The organism is Achromobacter sp. GW823-FHT04E03, assembly GCF_058796095.1.
This window is the reverse complement of the sequence record NZ_JBXAIJ010000001.1, coordinates 925,580-950,077: the sequence shown is the minus strand read 5'-3', so window position 1 is coordinate 950,077 and position 24,498 is coordinate 925,580. Positions and strand designations below refer to the sequence as shown.

Below are 24,498 nucleotides of genomic sequence, written 5' to 3'. Positions count from 1 at the left end.
GCGACAGGAGTCCTGCATGATTGGCCGCATCCGTCTGTTTGTCCTCGGCGCCTGCCTGGTTGCATCGGGCTTCGCGCAGGCGCAGCCCGACGCCTTCGCGGCGGCGCGGGCGCGCGGCGAGCTGGTGGTGGGCGTGCCTTACCTGGCGCCGCCGCCCGCGGCCGGCGCCAAGATCCGCACGCCGGACGGCCTGGACGCCGCAATGACCGATAGATTGGCGCAAAGCCTGGGACTGCCGGTGCGCCTGGTGCAATTGCCGCAGGAACAGGCCGCTGCCGCGCTGGCGGCGGGGCGGGTCGACCTGGTCCTGGCCGACGGCGCGTCGGCCCAGCCGGACGCGGTCGCGACGCAAGCCACAGGCTATGCCGCCCGACCCAAGGCCGTGATCCGCAGCGACACCAGCCTGCGCCGACCCGCCGACGTGCGCGGCCGCAGCGTCTGCATGGCGGAGGCCGCAAGCGCTTCCCGCGCCCTGGCCGAAAGCTGGGGCGCGGTGGTGCGCACCTACCGCGTGCCGTCCGATGCGCTGGTCGCCGTGCGCGAGGGCAGCTGCGATATCGGCCTGGTCGACGACGCGGTCTGGGAGCCGCTGGTGCGCTTCCCGGAATGGAAGAAGTTCTCCTCGACGCTGGCGGCCGATGGCGCGCGGCGTGAACGCGTGTGGCTGCTGCCGGCCTCCGACTCCGCCAGCCGCAACTGGCTGAGCCAGGAAATGCGCTCCTGGGACCGAGCGGGCGCCTGGAAGGCCATGACCGCGAAGTGGGCCCGCGACGTGGCCTTCGATGTCTATCTCGACCAGGAAGTGCCCGACTGCCACGGCTAGGGACTGGCGGCACATACAATGCCGGTCATGACGCACACGCTGACCGCCCCTTGCACCTACCAGGAAGACATCAAGAAAAGCCGCTTTGTCGCGTATGCGGCGCCCGTGTCCGGCGTGGACGAAGCCATGCGCTTCTTTGCCGAACATAGCGACGCCGAAGCGACCCACAACTGCTGGGCCTACCGCATCGGCCAGGAATACCGCTTCAATGACGACGGCGAGCCGGGAGGCACGGCCGGCCGTCCCATCCTGCAAGCCATCGAAGGCCAGGACATGGATCGCGTGGCGGTGCTGGTAGTGCGCTGGTACGGGGGCATCAAGCTCGGCGCAGGCGGACTGGTGCGCGCCTACGGGGGCTGCGCGGCCAACTGCCTGCGGCTGGGGGAGCGGACCGAGATCGTGGATCTTGCAACCGTCGCCTGCGCTTGCGGTTTTGGCGAACTGGCGTTGCTGAAGTCGCGCCTGGCTCAGGCAGGCGCGGCCATCCTGCAGGAAGACTTCAACGAGGAAGGGGTGGCGCTACGGTTCACGGTGCCGCGCGCAGCGGTGGCGGACCTGGAAGTGACCGCCGCCAACATCACGCGCGGGCGTGCGGCCTGGGAAGTCGAGTCCTGATCCCAGGGGCGCACGGCCCGCGCAGCGTTCAGGCGTCCTGCCCGTTCTGGGCAGCTGCAATTTCCTGATGGACCTTTTCCATGTCCACTTCCTTGATCTTGGCGAGCAGCTCATTGAGCTGGCCGCCCGACAAGGCGCCCGGTTGCGAGAACAGCAGGACCTTCTCGCGGAAGACCATCAGGGTCGGGATGGAACGGATGCCCAGCGCGCCGGCCAGTTCCTGTTCCACGTCGGTATTGACCTTGGCGAAGGTGACGTCGGGATGCTCGGTGGCGGCCTGTTCGAATACCGGCGCGAAACCGCGGCAGGGGCCGCACCAGGGCGCCCAGAAATCGACGATCAGCGTACCGTCGGGGGTAATGGCTTCCTGGAAGCTGTCTTTGGTGAGTTCAACAATACTCATTTTGAATCCTTGCCGGCGAGCGGCGTAAAAAGCGGTGTCAGAGGCCCGGGGTATGCCCGTCCCGGACCCGATGGGGCGTTGCGGCGGCGTTCGGTGCTTTAAGAACGATAGTAGAGCGGGTAATGGCCGCGTCGCAATGGTTGGCGCCTGAGGCGCGGGCTGCGGCCCTCAGGCCGCGGTGCTTGCCGGGGCGCCGTTTTTCAACGACGCGACGATCTCGAAGGAACGCAGGCGGTCGGCGATATCGTAGAAATCCGAGACGATCATGACTTCGTCGGCCTCGGTTTCGGCCACCAGCGCTTCCAGTTCGCGCCGGACGGTATCCGGGCCGCCCACGATGGCCGCGCCCAGTCTTTGATGGACCGCCTCGCGCTCCCATTCGTTCCACAGGCCGTCCATGCTGTCCACGGGCGGTTGCAGCTGCAGGCGGTTGCCGCGCACCAGCGACAGGAATTTCAGCTGCTGGGTGGTGGCCTGGCGCCTGGCGGCTTCATCGGTTTCGGCGGCCACGACCGGCACGCCTATCATGGCGTAGGGCCGCGCCAGCGTTGCCGACGGCTTGAACAAATGGCGGTACAGGCGCATGGCCGCCATGCCTTCGGGCGAAAAATGTCCCGCGAAGGAGAAGGGCAGGCCCAGCTCCGCGGCAAGCCGCGCGCTGAAATCGCTGGACCCCAGCAGCCAGATCGGAATGTCCAGGCCTTCGCCGGGAATGGCGCGCACGGGCTGGCCAGGGCGCGAAGGCGCGAGGAAACCGCGCAATTCTTCCACCAGCGCCGGGAACTCCAATCCGCTGCGCGGACCGCGGCGCAATGCGTGTTGCGTGGCGCCGTCGCTACCGGGCGCGCGGCCCAGGCCCAGGTCGATACGGCCAGGGTAAAGCGTTTCCAGCGTGCCGAACTGCTCGGCGATGATCAGCGGCGCGTGGTTGGGCAGCATGACGCCGCCCGAGCCCACGCGCAGGGTGCTGGTGTGCGCGGCGACGTGGCCGATCAGTACGGCGGTGGCGCTGCTGGCCACGCCGTTGATGTTGTGGTGTTCCGCCAGCCAGAAGCGCTTGTAGCCCAGGCGTTCCACGTGCTGCGCGACCGCAACCGTGTTGCGGAAGGCGTCAGCCGCGTCGCGACCTTGCACTATCGGGGCCAGGTCCAGTACGGAGAAAGGGATGCGGGCCAGGCTGCTCATGCGGAAACCTCCGTATGCACGGTGGGACAGGACAGCGGGGCGGAAACAAAGCGGGTAAGGCGCAAGGCGGACTCCATATGCCGTTATACATGGGGAGTGTATCGGTGAAATCAAGCGGACCCGCCAGCAACCATATGGCGCGGCGGGTTGATTGATTTCCGCTATTGCTGCGATTGGTCCGCCTTGCGAGCGGCCTTGGGGCTTGCGCCTAGCCGGGGAAGAACGCGTAGCGGATCACGAACAGCGCCGCGACCAGCCAGGTGGCGGGATGCACGTCGCGGACCTTGCCGGTGGCCGTCTTCAGCACCACGTAGCTGATGAAGCCGAAGGCGATGCCATTGGCGATCGAGTACGTGAACGGCATGACCAGGGCGGTCAGCGCGGCCGGCGTGGCCTCGCAGACGTCGTTCCAGTCGATGTCGATCAGTTCGCGCATCATCAGGCCGGCCACGTAGAGCAGGGCGGGCGCGGTGGCGTAGGCCGGCACGGCGCCGGCCAGCGGCGAAATGAACAGCGCGGCCAGGAACAGCACCGCGACGACCAGCGCCGTCATGCCGGTACGGCCGCCGGCCTGCACGCCGGAGGCGCTTTCCACGTAGGCGGTGGTGCTGCTGGTACCCAGCATCGAACCGGCCACGATGGCGCTGCTGTCGGCGAAGAGTGCGCGGCCCAGGCGGTTGGGGCGGTTCTCGGGCATCAGGCCCGCGCGCTTGGCCACGCCGACCAGCGTGCCGGTGGCGTCGAACACTTCAACCAGCACGAACACCAGGATCACGTGCACGAAGCCGCTGTGCAGCGCGCCCAGGATGTCCAGCTTCATCAGCGTGGGGGCCAGGCTGGGCGGGGCGGCGAAGATGCCCTTGAATTCGTTGTAGCCCAGCGCCATCGACAGCACCGTGACCACCAGGATGCCGATCAGGATCGCGCCGCGCACGCGCAGCGCATCCAGCGCGGCGATGATGAAAAAGCCCAGGATGGCGAACAGCGGACCGGGCTGGGTCAGGTCGCCCAGGGTGACCTTGGTGGCGGGATGCGCAACCACGATGTTGGCGCTGGATAGCGCGATAATGGCAAGGAACAGCCCGATGCCGGCGGCGATGGCGCTGCGCAGCGAATGGGGAATGCCCTTGACCAGCCAGACCCGGATGCCCGAGAACGTCAGGAACAGGAAGATCACGCCCGAGATGAACACGGCGCCCAGCGCCTGCTCCCAGGTGTAGCCCATGGTCTTGACCACGGTGAATGCGAAGAAGGCGTTCAGGCCCATGCCCGGCGCCATGCCGATCGGCCAGTTGGCGATCAGCGCCATCACCAGCGAGCCCAGCGCGGCGGCCAGGCAGGTGGCGACGAACACGGCATCGCGGTCCATGCCCGTCGACGACAGGATGTCCGGATTGACGAAGATGATGTACGACATCGTCAGGAATGTCGTCAGGCCGGCGACCAGTTCCGTACGCGCTGTCGTGCCGTGTTCACGCAGCTTGAATAGCTTCTCGAGCATTCGAGTCCCCAATGTGTTTGCAGGATTGCGGGTTGTTGTGGGCGGGCTGGGTTGCCCGCCGGTTTTTCATGAAAGGGCGTATTTTCGCATCAGTTGTAAACTCTGCCGCCATGATTATTCTCGGCTTTGAAAGCTCCTGCGACGAAACCGGCGTCGCTGCCGTCTGTACGGAACGGGGCCTGCTCGCGCACGCGCTGCATACCCAGATCGCCATGCACCAGGAATACGGGGGCGTGGTGCCGGAACTCGCCTCGCGCGACCATATTCGCCGCGTTGTGCCGCTGACCCGGCAGGTCCTCGAAGAAGCGGGCCTGCAAATGTCAGATGTCGGCGCTGTGGCCTATACGGCCGGCCCCGGCCTGGCCGGCGCCTTGCTGGTGGGCGCCAGCGTCGCGCAGTCGTTCGCCTGGTCGCGTCATTTGCCCGCCATCGGCATCCATCACCTGGAAGGCCATCTGCTGTCGCCGATGCTGGCGGATCCGCGGCCTGAATTCCCCTTCGTGGCGCTGCTGGTGTCCGGCGGACACACGCAGCTGATGCGCGTGGACGGGGTGGGACGCTACGAATTGCTGGGCGAAACGCTGGACGACGCGGCGGGCGAGGCCTTCGACAAGTCGGCCAAGCTCATGGGCCTGGGCTATCCCGGCGGACCGGCGCTGTCCCGGCTGGCCGCCAGCGGCGATGCCGCGCGTTTCGATCTGCCGCGCCCCATGCTGCACAGCGGCGACCTGGATTTCAGTTTCAGCGGCCTGAAGACGGCCGTGCTGACCCGGGTCAAGGCTGCCGAAGCCGCGGGCGGACTGGACGAACAGACCCGCGCCGACCTGGCCGCGGCCACGCAGGCCGCCATCGTGGAAGTGCTGGCGGCCAAGGCCATCAAGGCTCTGAAGCAGACCGGCCTGAAGCGCCTGGTGGTGGCCGGGGGAGTGGGGGCCAACCAGCTGCTGCGCGCCAAGCTGGACGCGGCGCTCAAGCCGCTCAAGGCGCGCGCCTATTTCCCGCCCCTGGAACTGTGCACCGACAACGGCGCCATGATTGCCTTTGCCGCCGCCGAGCGGGTCAAGGCTGGCCTGGCGACGCTGGATCCGGATGCGCACAGCTTCACTGTGAAGCCGCGCTGGGACCTGGCCGACATCGCCTGAAAATGAAAAGGGCGGCCATGCAGGCCGCCCCGAAGCGCATTCCTTGCGCGTTTATTTCTTCTTGCCGCCGCCGATGCGGCTTTCCGTGCCCTGGACCAGGCGCGTGATGTTGGCGCGGTGGCGGTAGAACAACAGCACGCCGATGACTGCAAGCGCCACGCCCATGGACGGCTGCGCATACCAGGCCAGGCCGGAACCGAACACGTAGTAGACGGGGGCGAAGAAGGCCGCCACCAGTGAAGCCAGGGACGAATAGCGGAAGAACACCGCGACGATCAGCCAGGTGGCCGCCGTGGCGACCGCCAGCCAGGGCTGGATTGCCACCAGCACGCCCAAGGCGGTGGCCACGCCCTTGCCGCCCTTGAAGCGCAGGAATATCGGGTACAGATGGCCCAGGAAGGCGGCCAGCGCCACCAGCGCCAGCGCGACGGGGGAGATCCCGGGAGCCAGTCTTTCGGCCAGCCAGATCGCGAACCATCCCTTGGCGGCGTCGCCCAGCAGCGTCAGCGCGGCGGCCGTCTTGTTCCCGGTGCGCAGCACATTGGTGGCGCCGGGATTCTTGGAGCCGTAGCTGCGGGGGTCTTGCAGGCCCATGAGCTTGCTGACGACCACTGCGAAGGGCACGGAGCCGATCAGGTAGGCCAGCAGGATGAGCGCAGCGCTGAAGACCAGGGAGGGGTCGTTTATCGCCATGGATAGGATCCGTTGTTGTTGTGTTGTTGCGGTAATGGGTGCGGATTCTACCGCGCCCGGGGCCGGGCCCGGCTACGGGTTATCGAGCGGGGCTGCGGCCCCCGTCCGCCAGTCGATCGCACGGATACCGGCCGCGGACGGTACAATCCGACGCGTTCACCCGCGTTTTATTTTCTTTCGGATGCACAATGCGAATTCTGGTTTCGAACGATGATGGTTATTCGGCCCCTGGGCTCGAGGCGCTGGTTGACGCGCTGCAGGGCCTGGGCGATCTCACTGTCGTCGCGCCTGAAACCAACCATAGCGGCGCGTCCAACTCCCTGACGCTGAACCGGCCGCTGTCGGTACGCACCGCCTCCAACGGCTTCATTGCCGTCAACGGCACCCCGTCCGACTGCGTGCACGTGGCGCTCACCGGCCTTATGGATACCCGGCCGGACCTGGTCGTGTCCGGCATCAACAACGGCGCCAACATGGGCGACGACACCCTGTATTCGGGCACCGTGGCCGCTGCCAGCGAAGGCTATCTGTTCGGCATCCCGGCCATCGCGTTCTCGCTGGCCGAGAAGGGCTGGGAGCACATCGATTCCGCCGCGCGCGCCGCGCGCCTCGTGGTGGAACGCCATCTGGCCCAGCCGCTGGCCGCGCCGGTGCTCCTGAACGTCAATATCCCCAGCCGCCGCTTCGAAGACATGCACGGCTTCGCGGTCACGCGCCTGGGAAAGCGCCATCCCTCGCAGCCGGTGGTGCGCACCACCACGCCGTATGGCGATACCGTCTATTGGATCGGACCCGTGGGTTTGGCGGCCGACGCCACGCCAGGCACGGACTTTCATGCCGTCGAGCAGGGTACGGTGTCGGTCACGCCGCTGCGCCTGGACCTGACCCAGCACAGCCAGCTCGACGAGATCCGGACCTGGGCGGAGCCGCTATGCGTAAACGTGTAAGCCAGCCGGACGTGACCCAGCCGGTGCCCGGGCGTACCGGTCCGGTGCGCTACGACTCGGGTCGGCTCAGTCCGGGCGTCACGCCCGCCAACAGCAACACCCGCATTTCCGCAGCCACGCTGCAACGCCAGACCCAGGCGCCGACGCCTGCATCGGGCAGCAATCTGGGGCTGAATTCGGATCGCCTGCGCCAGGCCATGGTCGAGCGCCTGCGGGCGCAGGGCATTACCGACGAGCGCGTGCTCAACGCCATGGGCGCGGTGCCGCGCCATCTGTTCGTCGACGAGGCGCTGGCCAGCCGCGCTTACGAAGACGCCGCGCTGCCCATCGGTCATTCGCAAACCATCTCCCAACCCTGGGTGGTGGCGCGCATGATCGCCGCCGCCTGCGACGACCGCACGCCCACCCGCGTGCTGGAAGTCGGCGCGGGTTGCGGCTACCAGGCGGCGGTGCTCGCGCAATTCGTGCGCGAGGTTCACACCATCGAACGCATCCGCGGATTGTATGAACTTGCGCGCGAGCATCTGCGCGCCCTGCGGCTCACCACCAGGATCCGCTTGATCTACGGCGACGGCATGCTGGGCCTGCCCGGCGTGGCGCCGTTCGATGCTATCGTTGTGGCTGCCGCTGGCCTTGCCATCCCGCAGGCGCTGCTCTCGCAGCTCGCACCGGGTGGCCGCCTGATCGCTCCTGAAGGGGGCGCCAACCAGCGCCTGGTTCTCATCGAACGCACAGGCGCGGCCAGCTGGAAACGCACAGAATTAGAGGCCGTGCGCTTTGTGCCGCTACGGGCCGGAATACAATCTTGAGCAAACAGGAGAAACGTATGCTCAACGGGCAGTTGCAACTGACCGATATCACCCTGGGCGCGTCCATGACGCGCCTGCGCCGCCCGCTCTTCATCGCGGGGGCTCTCAGCCTGTCCATCCTGGCTGGCTGCGCTTCCAAAGGCACGCGCGCCCCGGTGGTCGACATGACCGGCGGGCAACCCGCGCCGGCCACCCAGACCGGCGGCACCTATGTGGTGAAACCGGGCGACACGCTCTACAAGATCGCCCGCGCCAACAATGTGGATGTCGAAAACGTCAAGCGTTGGAACAACCTCAGCGACCCCAACCAGATCTCGGTCGGCCAGGTCCTGAAGATGTCCGGCAGCGCCAGCGGCGGGGCGCAGACCGCGCCGGTCGCGGGCTCCAAGACGCAGCCGCGTCCGCTGGACCAGCCAGAAACCCTGCCGCCGCCGACCACTGAAACCACCACGCCGCCGCCCACCGCGCCAGTCGAGACCAAGCCCGCCACGCGCGCGGCCGACGCGGCCGTCATCAATTGGGCCTGGCCTGCCAACGGCCAGATCGTGCAAGGCTTCAACAACAGCAGCAAGGGCATCGACATCGCCGGCGCGCTGGGCGATCCGGTCACCGCCGCCGCCGACGGCCTGGTCAAGTACAGCGGCAACGGTGTGCGCGGCCTGGGCAACCTGATCATCGTCGAACACCAGAACGGCTTCATTACCGCTTACGCGCATAACCGCGCGGTGCTGGTGAAGACGGGGCAGAACGTCAAGCGCGGCGCCAAGATCGCCGAACTCGGCCAAAGCGATACCACGTCGCCGCGCCTGCACTTCGAGATCCGCCGCCAAGGCCAGCCGGTGGACCCCATGCAGTATCTGCCTGCCCGATGACGCCCACTCTCGTCTTCGACCTGGAAACCATCCCCGACGCCGAGGGGCTGCGCAAGCTCAACGGCTGGGGGGCTGATGTTTCCGACCAGGATGTGGTCGAGCGCGCGCTGACCGCGCGCCGCGAGGCCGTGGGCCATGATTTCCTGCCGCTGCATCTGCACAAGGTGGCGGTGGTGGGCTGCGTGTTCCGCGACGACCAGGGCTTTCGCGTCAAGACCCTGGGCCAGCCCGACGATCCCGAAGCCGCCTTGCTGGCGGGCTTCTTCAAGACCATCGAGCGCTACACGCCCAAGCTCGTGAGCTGGAACGGTTCCGGCTTCGACCTGCCGGTGCTGCATTACCGCAGCCTGATCCAGGGCGTGCCCGCGCCGCGCTACTGGGACATGGGCGAGGAAGACCGCGACTTCAAGTTCAACAACTACATTTCGCGCTACCACTCGCGTCACCTGGACCTGATGGACCTGCTGGCCAAGTACAACGGCCGCGCCAACGCGCCGCTGGACGAACTGGCCAAGCTTTGCGGCTTTCCCGGCAAGCTGGGCATGGACGGCAGCAAGGTGTGGGAAGCCTGGAGCCAGGGCCGCGCCGACGAGGTGCGGGCCTATTGCGAAACGGACGTGGTCAACACCTGGCTGGTGTATTGCCGTTTCCGTTTCCTGCGCGGCGAACTCGACCGTACTTCCTACGAAGCGGAAATCGCGCTGGTGCGCGACACCCTCAGCGCCAGCGATGCGCCGCACTGGAAGGAGTACATGGCGGCCTGGGACGCCAACTGAGCGGCGTCTCGGCCGGAGGATCCGTCTTCCGGCGGACAGGATCGAACGGGGCCCGCGAGGCCCCGTTCTTGCGTCTGGATCATGCGCAATCGACTGAAACATTGCTTGCGCCAGCGAAACCTGGATGAAACCGGGCCAATCGCACAATGGCCTCGCTTTCTTCACTTTCAGGAGACCTACATGTCCCGATTCGCTATCCGCTCCAATTTGGCCGCTCTTGCATTTGTCGCCGCGACGGGCGGCCTGGTGGCCGGCTCCGTCATGGCTGCGCCTCCTCCTCCCGCTGACGGCGGCCCCGCCGCCATGCACGATGGCCAGCGCGGCGGCTTCCACAAAGGCATGCGCGACGGCCTCTTCATTCCCGGCCTGGGTCCCGTGACCAAGGCGCAGGTCGCCGAGCTGAAGCTGGACGACAAGCAGCAGGCCTTGTTCAAGACCGCGCAGGACGGCCAGCGCAGCCTGCACGAAGCGATGCGTGCCTCGGGCGGCAAGCGCCACGACCTGCTCAAGGCGCAGCTGGACAGCGGCAAGCTGGATCCCCGCGCGCTGGTCGAACAGTCCGAAAAGTCGCGTGATGCCTTCGGTCCCCAGGCCAAGCAGGTGCGCGACCAATGGCTCGCGGTCTGGGACAGCCTGAACGACACCCAGCGCGGCCAGGTGACCAAGTTCGTCAAGGAACGCCAGGACCGCATGCAGGAGCGCCACGCCCGCATGGAAGGGCGCCACGGCAAGGGCAAGGCGGATGCGCCCGCTGCCGCCGCGCCGGCCAAGCCTGCCGCCAACTAAGCAGTGCGGCCGGCCGTCCCGGCCGGTGCACGCCAGCAACCCCGGACACGCGACCGCGTGCCGGGGTTTTTCATTTGGCGTCCGGGATGGCGGCTGGCGGCGGCTCGCCATGCGTACCGATAGGGAGCGGGTTCCCCGTTTTGACGCATAAGCGCGTGCGCCGGCACACGCGTCCGCACTGTTCTGGTGCGGCGCGGGCGCCGTCAGCGGGCGATGCGCCTGCGTATCGGCTTGCCGCAGACCTGGCACGGACATTGCTTTGTTGAGTAGGAACCGGTTTCAAACGCTGCATCGCCGGTCCTAGTGATGCGCCTCGGCCATCTACCTACTCGACAAATCCGATCAGGACTCCGCACCATGAAGAAGACGTTGCTAGCCGTGCCCTTTGCGCTCGCCGCTTGTTTCACCGCGACGGCGCAGGCCGAACCCACCGACCTGGGCGGCGGATTTTCGCTCAGCGGCAACGCCGCCATCGTCAGCGACTACCGTTTCCGCGGCTACTCGCAGACCGACTTCCGGCCCGCCGTGCAGCTGGGCTTCGACCTGACCCACAGTTCCGGCTTCTATCTGGGCAACTGGAACTCCAATGTTTCCGATTTCGTGTTCACCGACGGCAACCTGGAAATGGATTTCTACGGCGGCTGGAAGGGCGACGTGGGCGGCGGCTTCACGCTGGATGCGGGCGTGCTGCATTATTACTACCCGGGCTCCAGCTCGCCGAAGGGCGGCAACTACAACAACACCGACCTCTATCTGGGCGCGTCCTACGGCAACTACAGCCTCAAGTACTCCTATACGCCCAGCGACTTCTTCAGCACGCCGGACAGCAAGGGCACCTGGTACCTGGACGGCACGGCCAACTTCGACCTGGGCGACGGCTGGGGCCTGGTCGGCCACCTGGGCTACCAGAAGCTCAAGAACCAGACCAATATGGACGGCGACTCCATCGGCCATTACGTCGACTACAAGCTCGGCGTGACCAAGGACCTGAAGGGCTGGATCCTGGGCCTGGCCGCCGTGGGGGCGACCAAGGACAACTGGCTGCCGACCAAGTACGGCCATCCTTCGGGCCGCCTGGGCGCCGTCTTCTCGGTGGCGCGTTCCTTCTGACCGATATCCGTGGCGGCGCCTGGCAGCGCCGGCTTTCGGGCTTGCCGACGATTGGCGGTGACCGCCGTCCGGGGCAAGCCCTTTTTTCATCGGGAGACCGTTCCGGCCCCACATCGCCATTTCCAGGATTGGCCGCAGTCCTTCTACAATAGAAGGTTGCGTGTAATTCTTCTGGACTGCGTGAGATGTCTGACGTTTTGAGTATTGAATCCCTGGACCTGGAAGCCAGGGGTATCGCCCGCCGCGACGGGAAGGTCGTCTTCGTGGAAGGCGCCTTGCCGGGCGAACGGGTCACCACGGTTACGCTGCGCCGCAAGCCGTCCTACGAGATTGCGCGCGTGGACGAGGTGCTGCGGCCCTCGTCGCAGCGCGTGGCGCCGCGCTGCCCGCATTTCGGCGTCTGTGGCGGCTGTGCCATGCAGCACCTGGAACCCAGCACGCAGGTCGCCATCAAGCAACGTTCGCTGGAAGACACCTTCTGGCACGTCGGCAAGCTGCGTCCCGCGCGCATCCTGGCGCCGCTGCAAGGCCCGACCTGGGGCTACCGCTACCGCGCCCGCCTGTCGGTGCGCGTCGTGCCCAAGAAGGGCGGCGTGCTGGTTGGTTTCCATGAGCGCAAGAGCAGCTATGTGGCCGACATGCGCGAATGCCATGTGCTGCCGCGCCACGTCAGCGACCTGCTGATCCCTTTGCGCGAAATGATCGGTTCCATGTCCGCGCCGGACCGCATGCCGCAGATCGAAGTGTCGCTGGGCGAGGGCGTGACCGCCCTGGTGCTGCGCCATCTGCTGCCGCTGACCGATGGCGACATCGCCATCCTGCGCGCCTTCGCCGCCAAGCACAACGTGCAATGGTGGCTGCAGTCCAAGGGTCCGGAAACCGTGCACCCGCTGGAGCGCGAGCACGGCGACACGCTGGCCTACACCATGCCGGAATTCGGCCTGCGCATGCCGTACCGGCCCACCGATTTCACGCAGGTCAATCACGCCATCAACCGTGCGATGGTGTCGCGCGCGCTGAAACTACTGGAGGTGCAGCCTACCGACCGCGTGGCGGATCTGTTCTGCGGGCTGGGCAACTTCACGCTGCCGCTGGCGACGCAGGGCAGGGAAGCCGTGGGCGTGGAAGGCAGCAAGGCGCTGACCGACCGCGCTTTCGACGCGGCATCGCGCCACGGCCTGGGCGATCGCACCAGCTTCGCCACCCTGAACCTGTTCGAGGTGGACGTGGAATGGCTGCGCGGCCTGGGCTACTTCGACCGCATGCTGATCGATCCGCCGCGCGAAGGCGCGCATGCCGTGGCGCAGGCCCTGTCGCTGTTGGAGGCGCACGAGCGCCCCGTGCGTATCGTCTACGTGTCCTGTAATCCGGCCACGCTGGCGCGCGATGCGGCCATCATGGTGCATGAAGGCGGCTATGTGTTGAAGAGCGCGGGCGTGATCAACATGTTCCCGCACACGGGCCATGTGGAGTCCATTGCGGTGTTCGAATCGCTGGACGCCGAAGGTATCCAGGTCGTGCGGGAACGCGCCCGCCAGCGCGCCATTCAGGCGGCGGCCGAAGCGGCAGCCGCGGAAGAAGCCAAGGCCGCGGCCGCCGCCGAGAAGGCGGCCGCCAAGCAGGCCGCCACCGACGCCTATCACGCCAAGGTCGCGGCCGAAGCGCAGGACTGACGCCGCGGGAAGGGCCTGGGCCGTTTCAGTGCTTGCAGCCCAGGCCTTCCAGTATCGGGCAGTCCGGCCTGTCATTGCCCTGGCAGTGTTCGGCCAGATGCTTCAAGGTGGCCGCCATGTCGCGCAGCGCCTCGGCCTTGCGCTCCAGTTCCTGCACGTGTTCCAGCGCGATGCGCTTGACGTCGGCGCTGGCGCGGCTGCGGTCCTTCCACAGCGCCAGCAACTCATTCATCTGTTCCACCGAAAAACCCAGGTCGCGCGCGCGGCGCACGAAGTGCAGCGTATGCAGATCGTGTTCGCTGTACACGCGGTAGCCGGAATCCGTGCGTCCGGCGGGGCTGATGAGGCCGATGCTTTCGTAGTAGCGGATCATCTTGGCGGAAATGCCGGAACTCCTGGATGCCTCGCCGATATTCATTGCTGTGCTCCTGTGTAGCCTGAGTGCGATTCTACGCTTGACCTTTCCATCATGGGAAGGTTTAAGCTGCTTTCCATGGTGGACGAAACGTAGTCCATCGCCCTTGAATCCTATGGAGATAACTATGAGCATCGAGTTCCAAGTGGCTGACATGACCTGCGGCCATTGCGCCAAGACCATTACGGCCGCGGTGGCCCAGGCGGCTCCGGGCGCGACTGTCACGATCGATCTGCCCACGCACCGCGTGACCGTGACCGGGGCCGATGACGCCGACAAGATCGAAGACGCGATCCGCGACGCCGGCTACCAGCCGCAGCCGGTGTAATTCCTCCAGGCGCGAGGCCGGGCTATGATAGATCCGGTCTCGCGCTGGTTATTTATTCATTGCTAAAATCTATCGATTCATTGAATTTATTAAATTTGAATAATTGATAGTAAGGATTTATCATTCTTTCCATGGTGGTTAATCAAACAACCCCGCTACCCCAAGGAGAGATTTGAATGCTGCAAAACCGCGAAGGCCAACGTGTTCCGAACGTAACGTTCCCGGTCCGTGAGGACAACACCTGGAAGAAGGTGACGTCCGACGACCTGTTCAAGAACAAGACCGTCGTGGTCTTTTCCCTGCCCGGCGCCTTCACGCCGACCTGCTCGTCGACCCACCTGCCGCGTTACAACGAACTGGCTCCCGCCTTCTTCGCCGCCGGCGTGGACAGCATCGTCTGCGTGTCGGTCAATGACACCTTCGTCATGAACGAATGGGCCAAGGACCAGGAATCGGCCAACATCACGCTGCTGCCCGACGGCAACGGCGAGTTCACCGAAGGCATGGGCATGCTGGTCGACAAGAGCGACCTGGGCTTCGGCAAGCGCAGCTGGCGCTATTCCATGCTGGTCAAGGACGGCGTGGTCCAGAAGATGTTCATCGAGCCGGAAAAGGAAGGCGACCCGTTTGAAGTGTCGGACGCCGACACCATGCTGGCGCACTTCGCCCCGTCGGCCAAGAAGCCCGACCAGGTGGTCGTGTTCTCCAAGCCGGGCTGCCCGTTCTGCGTGGAAGCCAAGGCGCTGCTGGATGCCAAGGGCTACGCCCCGATCGAGATCCCGCTGGAAAACAAGGTCCGTGGCCGCGTGATCGGCGCTGTCTCGGGCAAGGGCACCGCCCCGCAGGTGTTCATCAATGGCGCGCTGATCGGCGGCCTGGAAGACCTGAAGGCGCACTTCGCCTAAGCGTCTGCAACGCTACCGGTCCCGGGTTCGCCCCGGGGCCGGGCAGCAGGGCGGTTCGCCGCCTGCTGCACCCTTCACGAGTTTCCCTTTTTACGCATCTTCGTGCGCGGCCCCCGGCGGGCGCTGCGGGACTGTCCACGTCCATAGGGTGCGGAAAAAGGCGGAATCCGCCTTTGAATTCCTGCTCCACGCCACATCGGGGGATACCCAGTCATGAAAACTCTGCATACCGATATCGCTGTCATCGGCGCCGGCACGGCCGGCCTGGCCGCCTACCGCGCCGCTCGCGCCGCGGGCCAGCGCGCGCTGCTGATCGAAGGCGGTCCCTACGGCACGACCTGCGCCCGCGTCGGCTGCATGCCGTCAAAGCTGCTGATCGCCGCCGCCGAAGCGGCCCACAGCGCGGCCCACACCGAGCCGTTCGGCGTGCATGTGGGCGGCGAGATCACGGTCGATGGCGCCGAAGTGATGGACCGCGTCAAACGCGAGCGCGACCGCTTCGTCGGTTTCGTGCTGGAAGGCGTGGAAAGCATCCCGGCAGAGGACAAGCTGCGCGGCTATGCGCGCTTCGTGTCGGACACGGTGCTGAAGGTGGACGAGCACACCGAAGTGCATGCGTCCCGCGTGGTGATCGCCACCGGTTCGCGGCCGTCTGTGCCGCCGCCGTTCCGTGCGCTGGGCGACCGTCTGGTGCTGAACGATGACGTGTTCGCCTGGGATGATCTGCCTGGCCGTGTGGCCGTGTTCGGTCCTGGCGTGATCGGGCTGGAACTGGGCCAGGCGCTGGCGCGCCTGGGCGTGGAAGTGCGCGTGTTCGGCGTCAGCGGCAGCCTGGGCGGCATCAGCGATCCGCAAGTACGCAATACGGCCCGCAAGATCTTCCAGCGCGAGTTCTATCTGGACCCGGACGCCCGCGTGCTTGAAACCACCCGCGTAGGCGACGAAGTGGAAGTGCGCTACGTGACGCTGGACAACACCGAGCGCACCGAACGCTTCGACTACGCGCTGGTGGCCACGGGCCGCCGCGCCAACGTGGACGGGCTGGCGCTGGAAAACACCTCGCTGCAATTGGACAAACATGGCGTGCCGTTGTTCGACCGCGAAACCATGCAGGCGGGCGATGCTCCTATCTTCATCGCGGGCGATGCCAACGCCGACGCGCCGCTGCTGCACGAAGCCGCCGACGAAGGCCGCATCGCGGGCGAGAACGCGGCGCGCTATCCCGAAGTGCGCAAGGGCCTGCGCCGCGCGCCGTTGGCCGTGGTGTTCTCGGACCCGCAGATCGCCATGGCCGGGCAGGGCCACGCACGGCTGGTGCCGGGCACCTTCGTGACGGGCGAGGTGGACTTCTGCGACCAGGGCCGTTCGCGGGTCATGCTGAAGAACCGCGGCATGCTGCATGTCTATGCGGACATCGAAACGGGCCGTTTCCTGGGCGCCGAGATGGTCGGCCCCAGCGCCGAGCACATCGGCCACCTGCTGGCCTGGGCCGTGCAGCAGGAGCTGACCGTGGCGCGCATGCTGGAAATGCCGTTCTATCACCCCGTGATCGAGGAAGGCCTGCGCACCGCCTTGCGCGACGCGGCGGCCAAGCTGGCCCGGGCGCAGGAGGCGCTGCGGCGGGAAGCTCCGGAGAATGAACTGGCTTGAACGCCAGCGCGATCCGCGACACCAACAAAAAGGCCACGAAACATCGTGGCCTTTTCGCTTTTCGTATCGGATCAATCGTCCGACTGCTTCTTTGGCACCGGGAACGGATTCTCGCGGAACTGCAGCGTGAAGCCGGCGCGCTCGTCCTGTCCCAGCGTGCGGGCCAGATACGGCATGGCTTGCTTCAAGGCGTCGTGCAGCGTCCAGGGCGGATTGATCAGGAACATGCCGCTGCCGTGCAGGCCGTAGCCGTCGATGGCTGCTTTCTTGACCGTCAAGGTCGCGTGCAGCCAGCTCTTGACCTTCAGGTTCTCCAGGTGGCGCGCCATTTCATTGGCTTCGCGGCGCTGGACCAGCGGGTACCAGACGGCGTAGGTGCCGGTGGCGAAGCGCTTGACGCATTCCTTGACCGCGTTGAGCGTGCGGCGATAGTCGTTCTTGTCTTCGTACGAGGGGTCGATCAGCACCATGCCGCGGCGCGTGGGCGGCGGCAGCAGCGCCTTGACGCCTTCAAAACCGTCGTCGCCGTAGATCGTGGTCTGGCGTTGCGCGGCGCGGCCCTGGTGTTCCAGGTTGCCGACCAGCGTGTCGATCTCGGTAGGGTGCATTTCGAACAGGCGCAGCCGGTCGGACGGACGCAGCGCGTCCAGCGCCAGCCACGGCGAACCGGGATAGCGCCTGAGGCGGCCGTTGGTGTTGTAGCCGCGGATCCGGGCGACGTAGTCGGCCAGGATGGGGGGCAGGTCCTCGGCTTCCCACAGGCGGCCGATGCCGTCGGCGAACTCGGAGGTCTTGGCGGCCCAATCGCTATCCAGGCTGTAGAGCCCGGCGCCGGCGTGGGTGTCGACGACCCAGTAGGGCGCGTCCTTCTTGTTGAAGTAATCCAGGGTGTGGATCAGGATGGCGTGCTTGAGCACGTCGGCGTGGTTGCCGGCGTGAAAGGCGTGGCGGTAACTGAACACGGGCGTTCTGCCTCAGGCGGCGGGCCGGATCACGGCCAGCTCGTCGGTGAAAATGCCGTCGATGCCCCAGTCGAGCAGCAGGCGGGCGCGCTCCGGGTCGTTGACGGTCCAGGCGGCGATACGGTAGCCGGCGGCATGCACGGCATCGATCAGCTCACGGGTGGCGTCCTTCTGATTGATGTTCAGGGCCACGCACTCGTACTTGGCCAGGCGTTCGCGCCAGTCGGCGGGTACCTTCTCCACCAGCAGCGCGCGCGGCAATTCGGGGGCTGTTTCCAGCGCGGCCTGCAGCGCTGCTTCCGCGAACGAGGACAGGAGCGGCGCTTCGGCCGCGCCTTGCCACAGCTGGCGCGCGGCCAGCGCCACGGCGCGGCCGGTCTCGGCCTCGCGGCCCGGGCAGGGCTTGATCTCGACGTTGCTGGCGATGCCGTTGGCCACCGTGTAGCGGGCGACGGCAGCGAAGGTGGGCAGCGGCTCGCCCGCGTAGGCGGCGGAATGCCAGCTGCCGAAATCCAGCTGGGCAAGCTCGGCGTAGGTCTTGGCAGCGGCGGGTCCGCGGCCGTTGGAGGTGCGGTCCACGTCGTCGTCGTGCATCAGCACCAGCACGTTGTCGCTGCTCAGCTTGACGTCGTATTCGAACATCGTGAAGCCGTGCTCGGCGCCTACGCGCATGGCGGCCAGGGTGTTCTCCGGGGCCAGACGGCCGCCGCCGCGATGCGCGATGTAACGGGAGTAGGGCCAGGAGGGGAGTTTTGCGCTCATTTGGGGTGTTGCTTCGGGTTCTTTTGGTCAGGGTTGCAAGGATACTCCTTCTGCACGCCCGTTCTGCGCCTGCCGCGGCGCGCGGGAACGCCGCGGCAGGTCTCCAGGCCTATTTCATGGGCGCCTTGTCCTGCGACACGTCCATGATCATCCGCGCGGCAAGGTACAGGCGCGGCACGATGCTGTTGATCTGGATGTACTCGGCGTCGTTGGAATGCGCGCCAAAGCCGCTCAGGCCCATGCCTTCGATTACCGGGCCGCGCGCCTTCAAGGCGGCAAAAGCGGCGTCGGTGCCGCCGCCGCTGGCGCGGTCCACGACCGTCATCGGCAAGTCCAGCTCTTTGTAGATCTGCACGCCGTGTTGGGCCAGGGCGCGCGAGGCCGGCGTGGCTTCCAAGGGCGGGCGGCGCACTTCGAACTTCACGCTGACCTTGGATTCGGGCAGCAGCTTCTTCTGTATGCGTTCTTCCAGCGTGCGCGACAGCGCATCGAAATCGGAGACGCGCAGGGCGCGCGCGTCGGCCTGGGCGGTGGCCTGGCCCGGAATGACGTTGCGGTTGGTGCCGGCCTGGGCCACGGTCCAGTTCAGCTTCAAGCCTTCCTCGGGCTTGGACAGCTTGTCCAGCTGCAGCACCTGGTGGGCCAACTCATACAGCGCGTTGACGCCGCCTTCGGGCCGCGCGCCCGCATGCGAGGTCTTGCCCTGCACGGTCAGGTAGGCCGCGCCGATGCCGCTGGTGGCCAGCGTCAGGCGCGCTTGCGCGCCGCCGCCTTCGAACGAGAACACCGCATCCTGGTCGGCGCCCAGGCGGGTAATGGTGCTGCGCGCGCCGGGCGAGCTGATTTCCTCGTCGCCGTTGATCAGCACAGTAATGGTGCCGTAGTCCTCGAAGCCCAGTTTTTGCAGCAGGGTCAGGGTGTGGATGATGGCGGCCACGCCATGCTTGTCGTCGGCGATGCCCAGGCCGTAGGCCTTGTCGCCGTCGATGCGGAAAGGCTGGTCCTTGAGCATGCCGTTGCGGTAGACGGTGTCCATGTGGGCGATCAGCATGATCTTCTTCTGGCCTTTACCCTTGAATTCGGCATGGACCATGGGGCCGACCTTCTCTGGCGTGTCGTCCAGGCGGAACACGTCGGTGGGATGGATGATCTCTACCGTTCCGCCCAGCGCCTTGAGCCGGTCGCGGATCAGGACGGCGATGCGCTCCACGCCCTCGACGTCCTTGCTGCCCGACTCGATGCCGACCAGGTCGCGCATGGTATCCAGCATGCCTTGCTGCTGGGCTTGCGCGGCTTCGTGGACGGCGGCGACGGGCGCGGCCAGCGCGGCGGGGGCGCCGCCGACGAAGGCCAGGGCGATGCAGGTGCGCAGGAGTTGCAGGCGGGGAGATGTGTACGGCATCAGTGTGTACCTCTGAGCGTGCGTGGAAGGGGCCGCATCCTTCGGGGGGCGGCGTCGGGGTAATGCGGGCTTACCCTGACAGGCCACGATACGAGGGCCGCAAGGGGCTGGAAATGGTGGTTCCCCGGGTTGACTCGGTCCCCGGTTTCGTGCCGTTTGAGCCCGGGGGCAGGCCCGGATGACATTCGAAAGATTCCTGGGCTGCGCGGCGAATGAGAAATGGTAAAATCCGCCCGCTGATCCGGTATTGACCGGTATGGGAACAGGGCGAATCTGGTTCGCCTTTTTTTATGCGTTTTCTTGCGGCTTTGGGCTTGCGCCCGGGGTGCGGCAACAGGGATTCCATGTTCGAATTTATTCGCAGCCATCGGCGCTGGATGCAGTTCATCCTGCTGCTTCTGATTGTGCCGTCCTTCTTCCTGGTCGGTATTCAAGGCTATGACAGCTTCATGCGCGCCGAGCCTGAATTGGCCACGGTCAATGGCCAACCCGTGTCGCGGGCCGAGTTCGATCAGGCGCACCGCAACCAGCTGGAGCAGTTCCGCCAGCGCCTGGGCGCCCAGTTCGATCCGGCCGTCATCGACACGCCGGCGCTGCGCGAAGGCTTGCTCAATCAGTTGATCAACCAGCGCCTGCTGGCCAACGTTGCCGTCGACAACCGTTTCTCGGTGTCCGACGAAACGCTGCGCAACACCATCGCCGCGATTCCGGAAGTCCAGGACAATGGCCGCTTCTCGCCCGAGCGCTATCGCCAGGTGCTGGCTGCGCAAGGCATGTCGCCGACCTCGTTCGAAGCCGGCCTGCGCCGCGATCTGGCGGTCGCGCGCGTGCTGGAGCCCGTGGGCCAGTCGGCCCGCGCACCCGGCGAGGTCGTGGCCGCGCTGGAAACGGCGTTGACGCAGCAGCGCACGGTGCAACTGCGCCGCTTCGCCGCTGCCGACTACCGCTCGCAAGTCAGCGTCAGCCCGGCCGACATCCAGGCCTGGTACGACGCCAACAAGCAGCAACTGCAGATTCCCGAACAGGTCCAGGTCCAGTACCTGGTGCTGGACGAGGCCGCGGCCACGCAAGGCGTGCAGGTCAAGGACGAGGACCTCGCGTCCTACTACGAGCAGAACAAGAACCGCTTCGGCCAGCCCGAACGCCGCCGCGCCAGCCACATCATGATCAACCTGGCGCCTGGCGCGTCGGAAGACGCCCGCAAGGCCGCCCGTGCCAAGGCCGAGGACCTCGCCAAGCAGGCCGCCGCCGATCCGGCGCAATTCGCCGAATTGGCCCGCAAGAACTCGCAGGACGCGGGTTCGGCGACCAATGGCGGCGATCTGGGCTGGCTCGCGCCCGGCATGTTGACCGGTCCGCTGGAAAAGGCGATTTTCGGCCAGGCCAAGGACCAGGTGTCCGGCGTGATCGAAACCCCGTCCGGCCTGCACGTGGTCAAGGTCACCGAAATCCAGCCCGCCGCCATCAAGCCGCTGGCCGAGGTCAAGGACCAGATCACCGCCGAAGTCCGCAAGCAGCTCGCCGCCGTGCGCTTCTCGGAAATGGCCAGCCAGTTGAACAAGCAGGTCTATGACCAGCGCGACAGCCTGCAGCCCGCCGCCGACGCCGTCGGCCTGAAGCTGCGTACCGCTTCCGGCGTGACCCGCGAAGGCTTGTTGCCCGCCGACAAGGCGGGTCCGGGCTCGGCCGCCGCCGGCCCCGATGCCGCGCTGCTGGACAACCCGCGCGTGCGCCAGGTGCTGTTCTCGCCCGACGTGCTGCGTGAAAAGCAGAACTCCGGCGTGATCGAACTCTCGCCCGACACCATGCTGGCCCTGCGCGTGGCCGCTGTCGAGCCGTCCCACGTGCCGCCGCTGGACAAGGTCTCGGACACCATCCGCGCCAAGCTGCTGGACGAGCGTTCGGCCGAAGCCGCCAAGAAGGCCGGCGAAGCCGCGCTGGCTGCCGACAAGGCTAACCCCGCCGCAACGCCGGAAGGCTTTGGCGCGCCGGTGATCGTGTCGCGCCAGGATCCCAAGGATCTGCCGCGTCCGGTGCTGGACGCCGTCATGCGCCTGCCCGCCGCCACGCTGCCGGCCTACGCCGGCGTGCAATCGGGTTCGGACTACACGCTGGCGCGCCTGGAGAAGGTCGAGGCCGGCACGGTCGATCCGGCCGACAAGGAGCGCCTGGCGCAGCAGCTGTCGGGCGCCTGGGGCCAGGCCGAAAACGAAGCCATGCTGCGCATGCTGCGCGAAGAGTACAAGGTGCAGGTGCTGCCCGCCGCCGCCGCGGTCATCCGCGGCGATCAGCCGGCAGCCGGCTGATCAGCCCAGGATCAGTTCAACAGTGGCCGCAGCGTCGGCCACACGTTGTCCAGTAGCAAAGGCTGGGCATCCTCGTTCGGATGGATGCCGTCAGCCTGGAACATCGCCCGGTTCGTTGCGATACCTTCCATCAGGAAGGGCACGAGCCGGGCGTTTTCGTCTTTGGCGACCGTGGGGAACACCTGCGCGAAACGCTGGGTGTAGTCCCGGCCGTAATTCGGCGGTATCTGCATGCCGACGATCAGGACCTGCGCCTCGGCCTTGCGGGCGGCCTGGGCCATGGTGCGCAGGTTCTGCTCGGTCATGGTCAGCGGCAGGCCGCGCAACGCGTCGTTCGAGCCCAGCTCCAGCACCACCACGGCCGGCGCATGCTGGCGCAGCAGCGCGGGCAGGCGGGCCACGCCGCCGCTGGTCGTGTCGCCGCTGATGCTGGCATTGACGACTTGGTACTTGGGGTATTGTTCCGCTACGCGGGCCGAAAGTAGCGGCACCCAACCGGTGCCGCGCTTGATGCCGTATTCGGCCGACAGGCTGTCGCCCAGGACCAACACCGTGCGGGGTGCGGAACCCTGGGCCGCGGCAGCGGTCTGAGCGTGGGCGGGCGCCACGACGGCGGTCGCCATGGCGGTCATGAGTAGCAGACGGGAAAATAGGCGCATGGATAACAAGAATTCGATCGAGGTGAAAGGGCTGGGCAAGCAGGTGGCAGATGCCGGCGGCACGCTCTCCATCCTGGAAGGTATAGATTTTACGGTCGAGGCGGGCAGCGCCGTGGCCATCACCGGCAGTTCGGGGTCGGGCAAGTCCACCTTGTTGGGACTGCTGGCAGGCCTGGATGTTCCCAGCGCGGGCAGCGTGCGCCTGGCCGGGCAGGACCTGTTCTCGCTGGACGAGGACGGCCGCGCGCGTTTGCGGGCCAATCATGTGGGTTTCGTATTCCAGTCATTCCAGCTGCTGCCCAACCTGACGGCGCTGGAAAACGTGATGCTGCCGTTGGAGCTGGCCGGGCAATCGGCGCGGGACGCGGCCCAGGCCATGTTGGAGCGGGTGGGGCTGGGCAAGCGCCTGCATCACTACCCGCGCACCCTGTCGGGCGGCGAGCAGCAACGCGTGTCGCTGGCGCGCGCCTTCGTGGTGCAGCCGGACCTGCTGTTCGCGGACGAGCCCACCGGCAGCCTGGACGCCGCCACAGGGGTGACGGTCATCGACCTGATGTTCGACCTGCACCGCGAGCACGGCACCACGCTGGTGCTGGTGACCCACGATCCGCAGCTGGCCGCCCGTTGCGGGCGTCAGCTGGTGCTGGCGGCGGGGCGGATGGTCAACGGCGCCTGATGCCGCCGGCCCCACCGCCGGGCTTCCAAGTTGGACCAGCCCCTCGGGGGGGCTGCGAGCCCCGGAGGGGCGCGGCGTGAGGGCCTTACCCTCTTACTTGGATTTCGCGACCGCCTGGTTCCAGGCGGCGACCACCGCTTCATACTCCTTTGCCGCGGCATCCTGGCTGACCGGGAAGATCTTGATGGTCTTCAGGTCGGGCAGGGTGGTCAGGCTGGCCACGGCCACGTCCGTGCGCGTCGGGCGGCGGAAGTTCTTCACCAGTTGCGCTTCCTGCGACTCCTTGCTCAAGAGGCCGTCATACAAGGCCTTGGCCGCGTCCATGTTCTTCGCGCCCTTGATGATGAACATGCCTTCCGGCGCCAGGTAGCTGCCCTCGGTCGGGTAGACCAGCTTGATTTCCTTCTGGCCGCCGGCCACGTATTCCTGCGCGGCGTATTCCAGCGTCATGCCCACGGCATACTCTCCCGCGGCCACGCCCTTGTAGGTGGTGCCGGACGATGCCGTGACCACCGCGTTGGCGGCGATCTTGTCCAGGCCTTCCTGGCCGAATTGCTTGAAGAGGCCATACACCAGCATGTAGGCCGTGCCGCTCTTGGACGGGTCGGTGATGGCGAACTTGTTCTTCCACTGCGGCTGCATCAGGTCGGACCAGGTGGCCGGCGCGGGCAGGCCCTTGAGCTGGCGCTCGTTGACCATCATCACCATGACGTGCACGTTGGTGCCCACCCACAGATCGTCCGGACCGCGGAACTCGGCGGGGATCTTGTCCAGGTCGGCCGGGCGGTAGGGCTGCAGATGCTGGCGGTAGGCGCCCAGCGTGCCGAAGCCGCCACTCCAGAACAGGTCGCCGCGCGGATTCTGCGCCTCGGCCTCGATGCGCTTCATCATCGTCCCGGTGCCGCCGGTGACGGGCTGCACGTTCAATTTCGGCGACTTCTGCTTCACCGCGTCCAGCGCGGTTTCGATCGTCTCCGTGTTGTTGGACGAATAGAGCACGACGTTCTGGGCCTGGGCGGCGCCAGTAGCCAGGGCGGCGGCCAGGACGCTGTACTGAAGTAGGTGCTTGAATTGCATGGTTAGCCTCTGTGCAAGTGG

At 66.6% G+C, this 24,498-nt stretch carries 25 protein-coding genes; 15 read left to right on the top strand and 10 right to left on the bottom strand.

Going from position 1 to position 24,498, the window contains the following annotated elements; translation table 11 throughout:
- Positions 1 to 16: 16 nt before the first annotated feature.
- Both AC1RHV_RS04380 and AC1RHV_RS04375 read left to right on the top strand, forming a co-directional pair.
- A complete protein-coding gene (locus AC1RHV_RS04380) occupies positions 17 to 823 on the top strand; it encodes a transporter substrate-binding domain-containing protein (RefSeq protein ID WP_119449662.1) in 807 nt (268 codons plus the stop codon).
- A gap of 27 nt (positions 824 to 850) precedes the next feature.
- Positions 851 to 1,438: an IMPACT family protein gene (locus tag AC1RHV_RS04375; RefSeq protein WP_054454822.1), complete on the top strand. Its 588-nt coding sequence runs from the start codon at positions 851 to 853 to the stop codon at positions 1,436 to 1,438.
- A 28-nt stretch (positions 1,439 to 1,466) separates the two neighbouring features.
- On the opposite strand, the gene AC1RHV_RS04370 is transcribed toward AC1RHV_RS04375, so the two are convergent.
- The 3 genes from AC1RHV_RS04370 to AC1RHV_RS04360 form a co-directional block, all read right to left on the bottom strand.
- Positions 1,467 to 1,841 carry a thioredoxin family protein gene (locus tag AC1RHV_RS04370; RefSeq protein WP_013394055.1) on the bottom strand — a complete coding sequence of 125 codons (375 nt, stop codon included), beginning with the start codon at positions 1,839 to 1,841 and terminating at the stop codon, positions 1,467 to 1,469.
- A gap of 168 nt (positions 1,842 to 2,009) precedes the next feature.
- Positions 2,010 to 3,026 (bottom strand): LLM class flavin-dependent oxidoreductase, encoded by a 1,017-nt coding sequence (locus AC1RHV_RS04365; protein WP_125472293.1) that lies wholly within the window; start codon positions 3,024 to 3,026, stop codon positions 2,010 to 2,012.
- Between the two features lie 208 nt (positions 3,027 to 3,234).
- A complete protein-coding gene (locus AC1RHV_RS04360; RefSeq protein WP_119449664.1) occupies positions 3,235 to 4,527 on the bottom strand; it encodes an NCS2 family permease in 1,293 nt (430 codons plus the stop codon).
- A gap of 110 nt (positions 4,528 to 4,637) precedes the next feature.
- On the opposite strand from AC1RHV_RS04360, the gene tsaD reads away from it, so the two are divergent.
- On the top strand, positions 4,638 to 5,669 hold the full coding sequence (tsaD, locus tag AC1RHV_RS04355; protein WP_054453971.1) for a tRNA (adenosine(37)-N6)-threonylcarbamoyltransferase complex transferase subunit TsaD: 1,032 nt from the start codon (positions 4,638 to 4,640) through the stop codon (positions 5,667 to 5,669).
- Positions 5,670 to 5,720: 51 nt separating this feature from the next.
- On the opposite strand, the gene plsY is transcribed toward tsaD, so the two are convergent.
- Entirely contained in the window at positions 5,721 to 6,362 is a 642-nt protein-coding gene (gene plsY, locus AC1RHV_RS04350; protein WP_313389366.1) for a glycerol-3-phosphate 1-O-acyltransferase PlsY, read from the bottom strand.
- Between the two features lie 188 nt (positions 6,363 to 6,550).
- Between plsY and surE the strand changes: the two genes are divergently transcribed.
- From surE to rlmD, 7 genes are all read left to right on the top strand, one after another.
- Entirely contained in the window at positions 6,551 to 7,309 is a 759-nt protein-coding gene (gene surE, locus AC1RHV_RS04345) for a 5'/3'-nucleotidase SurE (RefSeq protein ID WP_054453975.1), read from the top strand.
- Positions 7,294 to 8,118: a protein-L-isoaspartate(D-aspartate) O-methyltransferase gene (locus tag AC1RHV_RS04340; RefSeq protein WP_054453977.1), complete on the top strand. Its 825-nt coding sequence runs from the start codon at positions 7,294 to 7,296 to the stop codon at positions 8,116 to 8,118. The genes surE and AC1RHV_RS04340 overlap by 16 nt, the downstream gene beginning before the upstream one ends.
- A 17-nt stretch (positions 8,119 to 8,135) precedes the next feature.
- The gene (locus AC1RHV_RS04335; RefSeq protein ID WP_054453979.1) at positions 8,136 to 8,990 is read left to right on the top strand and encodes a peptidoglycan DD-metalloendopeptidase family protein; all 855 of its coding nucleotides are present in this window, start codon (positions 8,136 to 8,138) and stop codon (positions 8,988 to 8,990) included.
- Positions 8,987 to 9,766, top strand: a complete 780-nt coding sequence (locus AC1RHV_RS04330) for a 3'-5' exonuclease (protein ID WP_492299811.1) — start codon at positions 8,987 to 8,989, stop codon at positions 9,764 to 9,766. Before AC1RHV_RS04335 ends, AC1RHV_RS04330 begins: the two co-directional genes overlap by 4 nt.
- A 180-nt stretch (positions 9,767 to 9,946) precedes the next feature.
- Entirely contained in the window at positions 9,947 to 10,552 is a 606-nt protein-coding gene (locus AC1RHV_RS04325) for a hypothetical protein (protein ID WP_119449666.1), read from the top strand.
- A 357-nt stretch (positions 10,553 to 10,909) separates the two neighbouring features.
- Positions 10,910 to 11,662: a TorF family putative porin gene (locus AC1RHV_RS04320; RefSeq protein ID WP_054453985.1), complete on the top strand. Its 753-nt coding sequence runs from the start codon at positions 10,910 to 10,912 to the stop codon at positions 11,660 to 11,662.
- Positions 11,663 to 11,847: 185 nt separating this feature from the next.
- Positions 11,848 to 13,335: a 23S rRNA (uracil(1939)-C(5))-methyltransferase RlmD gene (rlmD, locus tag AC1RHV_RS04315; protein ID WP_054453987.1), complete on the top strand. Its 1,488-nt coding sequence runs from the start codon at positions 11,848 to 11,850 to the stop codon at positions 13,333 to 13,335.
- 25 nt (positions 13,336 to 13,360) lie between these two features.
- On the opposite strand, the gene cueR is transcribed toward rlmD, so the two are convergent.
- Entirely contained in the window at positions 13,361 to 13,753 is a 393-nt protein-coding gene (cueR, locus tag AC1RHV_RS04310) for a Cu(I)-responsive transcriptional regulator (RefSeq protein WP_054453989.1), read from the bottom strand.
- 124 nt (positions 13,754 to 13,877) lie between these two features.
- On the opposite strand from cueR, the gene AC1RHV_RS04305 reads away from it, so the two are divergent.
- The 3 genes from AC1RHV_RS04305 to AC1RHV_RS04295 all read left to right on the top strand — a co-directional run bounded on the left by AC1RHV_RS04305 (position 13,878) and on the right by AC1RHV_RS04295 (position 16,633).
- Entirely contained in the window at positions 13,878 to 14,078 is a 201-nt protein-coding gene (locus AC1RHV_RS04305) for a heavy-metal-associated domain-containing protein (RefSeq protein ID WP_054453991.1), read from the top strand.
- Positions 14,079 to 14,254: 176 nt separating this feature from the next.
- Positions 14,255 to 14,983: a glutathione peroxidase gene (locus AC1RHV_RS04300; RefSeq protein WP_054453993.1), complete on the top strand. Its 729-nt coding sequence runs from the start codon at positions 14,255 to 14,257 to the stop codon at positions 14,981 to 14,983.
- Between the two features lie 213 nt (positions 14,984 to 15,196).
- A complete protein-coding gene (locus tag AC1RHV_RS04295) occupies positions 15,197 to 16,633 on the top strand; it encodes a dihydrolipoyl dehydrogenase (RefSeq protein ID WP_492299807.1) in 1,437 nt (478 codons plus the stop codon).
- A gap of 71 nt (positions 16,634 to 16,704) precedes the next feature.
- Here the strand turns inward: AC1RHV_RS04295 and AC1RHV_RS04290 are convergent, their stop codons facing one another.
- The 3 genes from AC1RHV_RS04290 to AC1RHV_RS04280 all read right to left on the bottom strand — a co-directional run bounded on the left by AC1RHV_RS04290 (position 16,705) and on the right by AC1RHV_RS04280 (position 19,759).
- The gene (locus tag AC1RHV_RS04290; protein ID WP_054453997.1) at positions 16,705 to 17,595 is read right to left on the bottom strand and encodes a 23S rRNA (adenine(2030)-N(6))-methyltransferase RlmJ; all 891 of its coding nucleotides are present in this window, start codon (positions 17,593 to 17,595) and stop codon (positions 16,705 to 16,707) included.
- Between the two features lie 12 nt (positions 17,596 to 17,607).
- Complete coding sequence (gene ugpQ, locus AC1RHV_RS04285; RefSeq protein ID WP_492299805.1) at positions 17,608 to 18,357, bottom strand: glycerophosphodiester phosphodiesterase; 750 nt, start codon at positions 18,355 to 18,357, stop codon at positions 17,608 to 17,610.
- Between the two features lie 109 nt (positions 18,358 to 18,466).
- Positions 18,467 to 19,759, bottom strand: a complete 1,293-nt coding sequence (locus tag AC1RHV_RS04280) for a M20/M25/M40 family metallo-hydrolase (protein WP_492299803.1) — start codon at positions 19,757 to 19,759, stop codon at positions 18,467 to 18,469.
- A 344-nt stretch (positions 19,760 to 20,103) separates the two neighbouring features.
- Here AC1RHV_RS04280 and AC1RHV_RS04275 point away from each other — a divergent pair, with 344 nt between their 5' ends.
- Positions 20,104 to 22,065, top strand: coding sequence for a SurA N-terminal domain-containing protein (locus AC1RHV_RS04275; protein ID WP_192352181.1), 1,962 nt, complete (start codon positions 20,104 to 20,106; stop codon positions 22,063 to 22,065).
- Positions 22,066 to 22,076: 11 nt separating this feature from the next.
- On the opposite strand, the gene AC1RHV_RS04270 is transcribed toward AC1RHV_RS04275, so the two are convergent.
- Positions 22,077 to 22,724, bottom strand: a complete 648-nt coding sequence (locus tag AC1RHV_RS04270) for an arylesterase (protein WP_054454005.1) — start codon at positions 22,722 to 22,724, stop codon at positions 22,077 to 22,079.
- On the opposite strand from AC1RHV_RS04270, the gene AC1RHV_RS04265 reads away from it, so the two are divergent.
- Positions 22,723 to 23,400, top strand: coding sequence for an ABC transporter ATP-binding protein (locus tag AC1RHV_RS04265; protein ID WP_054454006.1), 678 nt, complete (start codon positions 22,723 to 22,725; stop codon positions 23,398 to 23,400). The genes AC1RHV_RS04270 and AC1RHV_RS04265 overlap by 2 nt on opposite strands.
- Before the next feature lie 93 nt (positions 23,401 to 23,493).
- Here the strand turns inward: AC1RHV_RS04265 and AC1RHV_RS04260 are convergent, their stop codons facing one another.
- Positions 23,494 to 24,477, bottom strand: coding sequence for an ABC transporter substrate-binding protein (locus tag AC1RHV_RS04260; protein WP_054454008.1), 984 nt, complete (start codon positions 24,475 to 24,477; stop codon positions 23,494 to 23,496).
- Positions 24,478 to 24,498: the final 21 nt, after the last annotated feature.

Bases quoted from the DNA above. Each gene is read 5' to 3' on its own strand.
- AC1RHV_RS04370 (WP_013394055.1), bottom strand. From the start codon at position 1,841: ATGAGTATTGTTGAACTCACCAAAGACAGCTTCCAGGAAGCCATTACC.
- AC1RHV_RS04305 (WP_054453991.1), top strand. From the start codon at position 13,878: ATGAGCATCGAGTTCCAAGTGGCTGACATGACCTGCGGCCATTGCGCC.
- cueR (WP_054453989.1), bottom strand. From the start codon at position 13,753: ATGAATATCGGCGAGGCATCCAGGAGTTCCGGCATTTCCGCCAAGATG.
- ugpQ (WP_492299805.1), bottom strand. From the start codon at position 18,357: ATGAGCGCAAAACTCCCCTCCTGGCCCTACTCCCGTTACATCGCGCAT.
- AC1RHV_RS04340 (WP_054453977.1), top strand. From the start codon at position 7,294: ATGCGTAAACGTGTAAGCCAGCCGGACGTGACCCAGCCGGTGCCCGGG.
- AC1RHV_RS04295 (WP_492299807.1), top strand. From the start codon at position 15,197: ATGAAAACTCTGCATACCGATATCGCTGTCATCGGCGCCGGCACGGCC.
- AC1RHV_RS04380 (WP_119449662.1), top strand. From the start codon at position 17: ATGATTGGCCGCATCCGTCTGTTTGTCCTCGGCGCCTGCCTGGTTGCA.
- AC1RHV_RS04360 (WP_119449664.1), bottom strand. From the start codon at position 4,527: ATGCTCGAGAAGCTATTCAAGCTGCGTGAACACGGCACGACAGCGCGT.
- AC1RHV_RS04365 (WP_125472293.1), bottom strand. From the start codon at position 3,026: ATGAGCAGCCTGGCCCGCATCCCTTTCTCCGTACTGGACCTGGCCCCG.
- plsY (WP_313389366.1), bottom strand. From the start codon at position 6,362: ATGGCGATAAACGACCCCTCCCTGGTCTTCAGCGCTGCGCTCATCCTG.
- AC1RHV_RS04300 (WP_054453993.1), top strand. From the start codon at position 14,255: ATGCTGCAAAACCGCGAAGGCCAACGTGTTCCGAACGTAACGTTCCCG.
- rlmD (WP_054453987.1), top strand. From the start codon at position 11,848: ATGTCTGACGTTTTGAGTATTGAATCCCTGGACCTGGAAGCCAGGGGT.
- tsaD (WP_054453971.1), top strand. From the start codon at position 4,638: ATGATTATTCTCGGCTTTGAAAGCTCCTGCGACGAAACCGGCGTCGCT.
- AC1RHV_RS04270 (WP_054454005.1), bottom strand. From the start codon at position 22,724: ATGCGCCTATTTTCCCGTCTGCTACTCATGACCGCCATGGCGACCGCC.
- AC1RHV_RS04265 (WP_054454006.1), top strand. From the start codon at position 22,723: ATGGATAACAAGAATTCGATCGAGGTGAAAGGGCTGGGCAAGCAGGTG.
- surE (WP_054453975.1), top strand. From the start codon at position 6,551: ATGCGAATTCTGGTTTCGAACGATGATGGTTATTCGGCCCCTGGGCTC.
- AC1RHV_RS04325 (WP_119449666.1), top strand. From the start codon at position 9,947: ATGTCCCGATTCGCTATCCGCTCCAATTTGGCCGCTCTTGCATTTGTC.
- AC1RHV_RS04330 (WP_492299811.1), top strand. From the start codon at position 8,987: ATGACGCCCACTCTCGTCTTCGACCTGGAAACCATCCCCGACGCCGAG.
- AC1RHV_RS04375 (WP_054454822.1), top strand. From the start codon at position 851: ATGACGCACACGCTGACCGCCCCTTGCACCTACCAGGAAGACATCAAG.
- AC1RHV_RS04275 (WP_192352181.1), top strand. From the start codon at position 20,104: ATGTTCGAATTTATTCGCAGCCATCGGCGCTGGATGCAGTTCATCCTG.
- AC1RHV_RS04320 (WP_054453985.1), top strand. From the start codon at position 10,910: ATGAAGAAGACGTTGCTAGCCGTGCCCTTTGCGCTCGCCGCTTGTTTC.
- AC1RHV_RS04260 (WP_054454008.1), bottom strand. From the start codon at position 24,477: ATGCAATTCAAGCACCTACTTCAGTACAGCGTCCTGGCCGCCGCCCTG.
- AC1RHV_RS04335 (WP_054453979.1), top strand. From the start codon at position 8,136: ATGCTCAACGGGCAGTTGCAACTGACCGATATCACCCTGGGCGCGTCC.
- AC1RHV_RS04280 (WP_492299803.1), bottom strand. From the start codon at position 19,759: ATGCCGTACACATCTCCCCGCCTGCAACTCCTGCGCACCTGCATCGCC.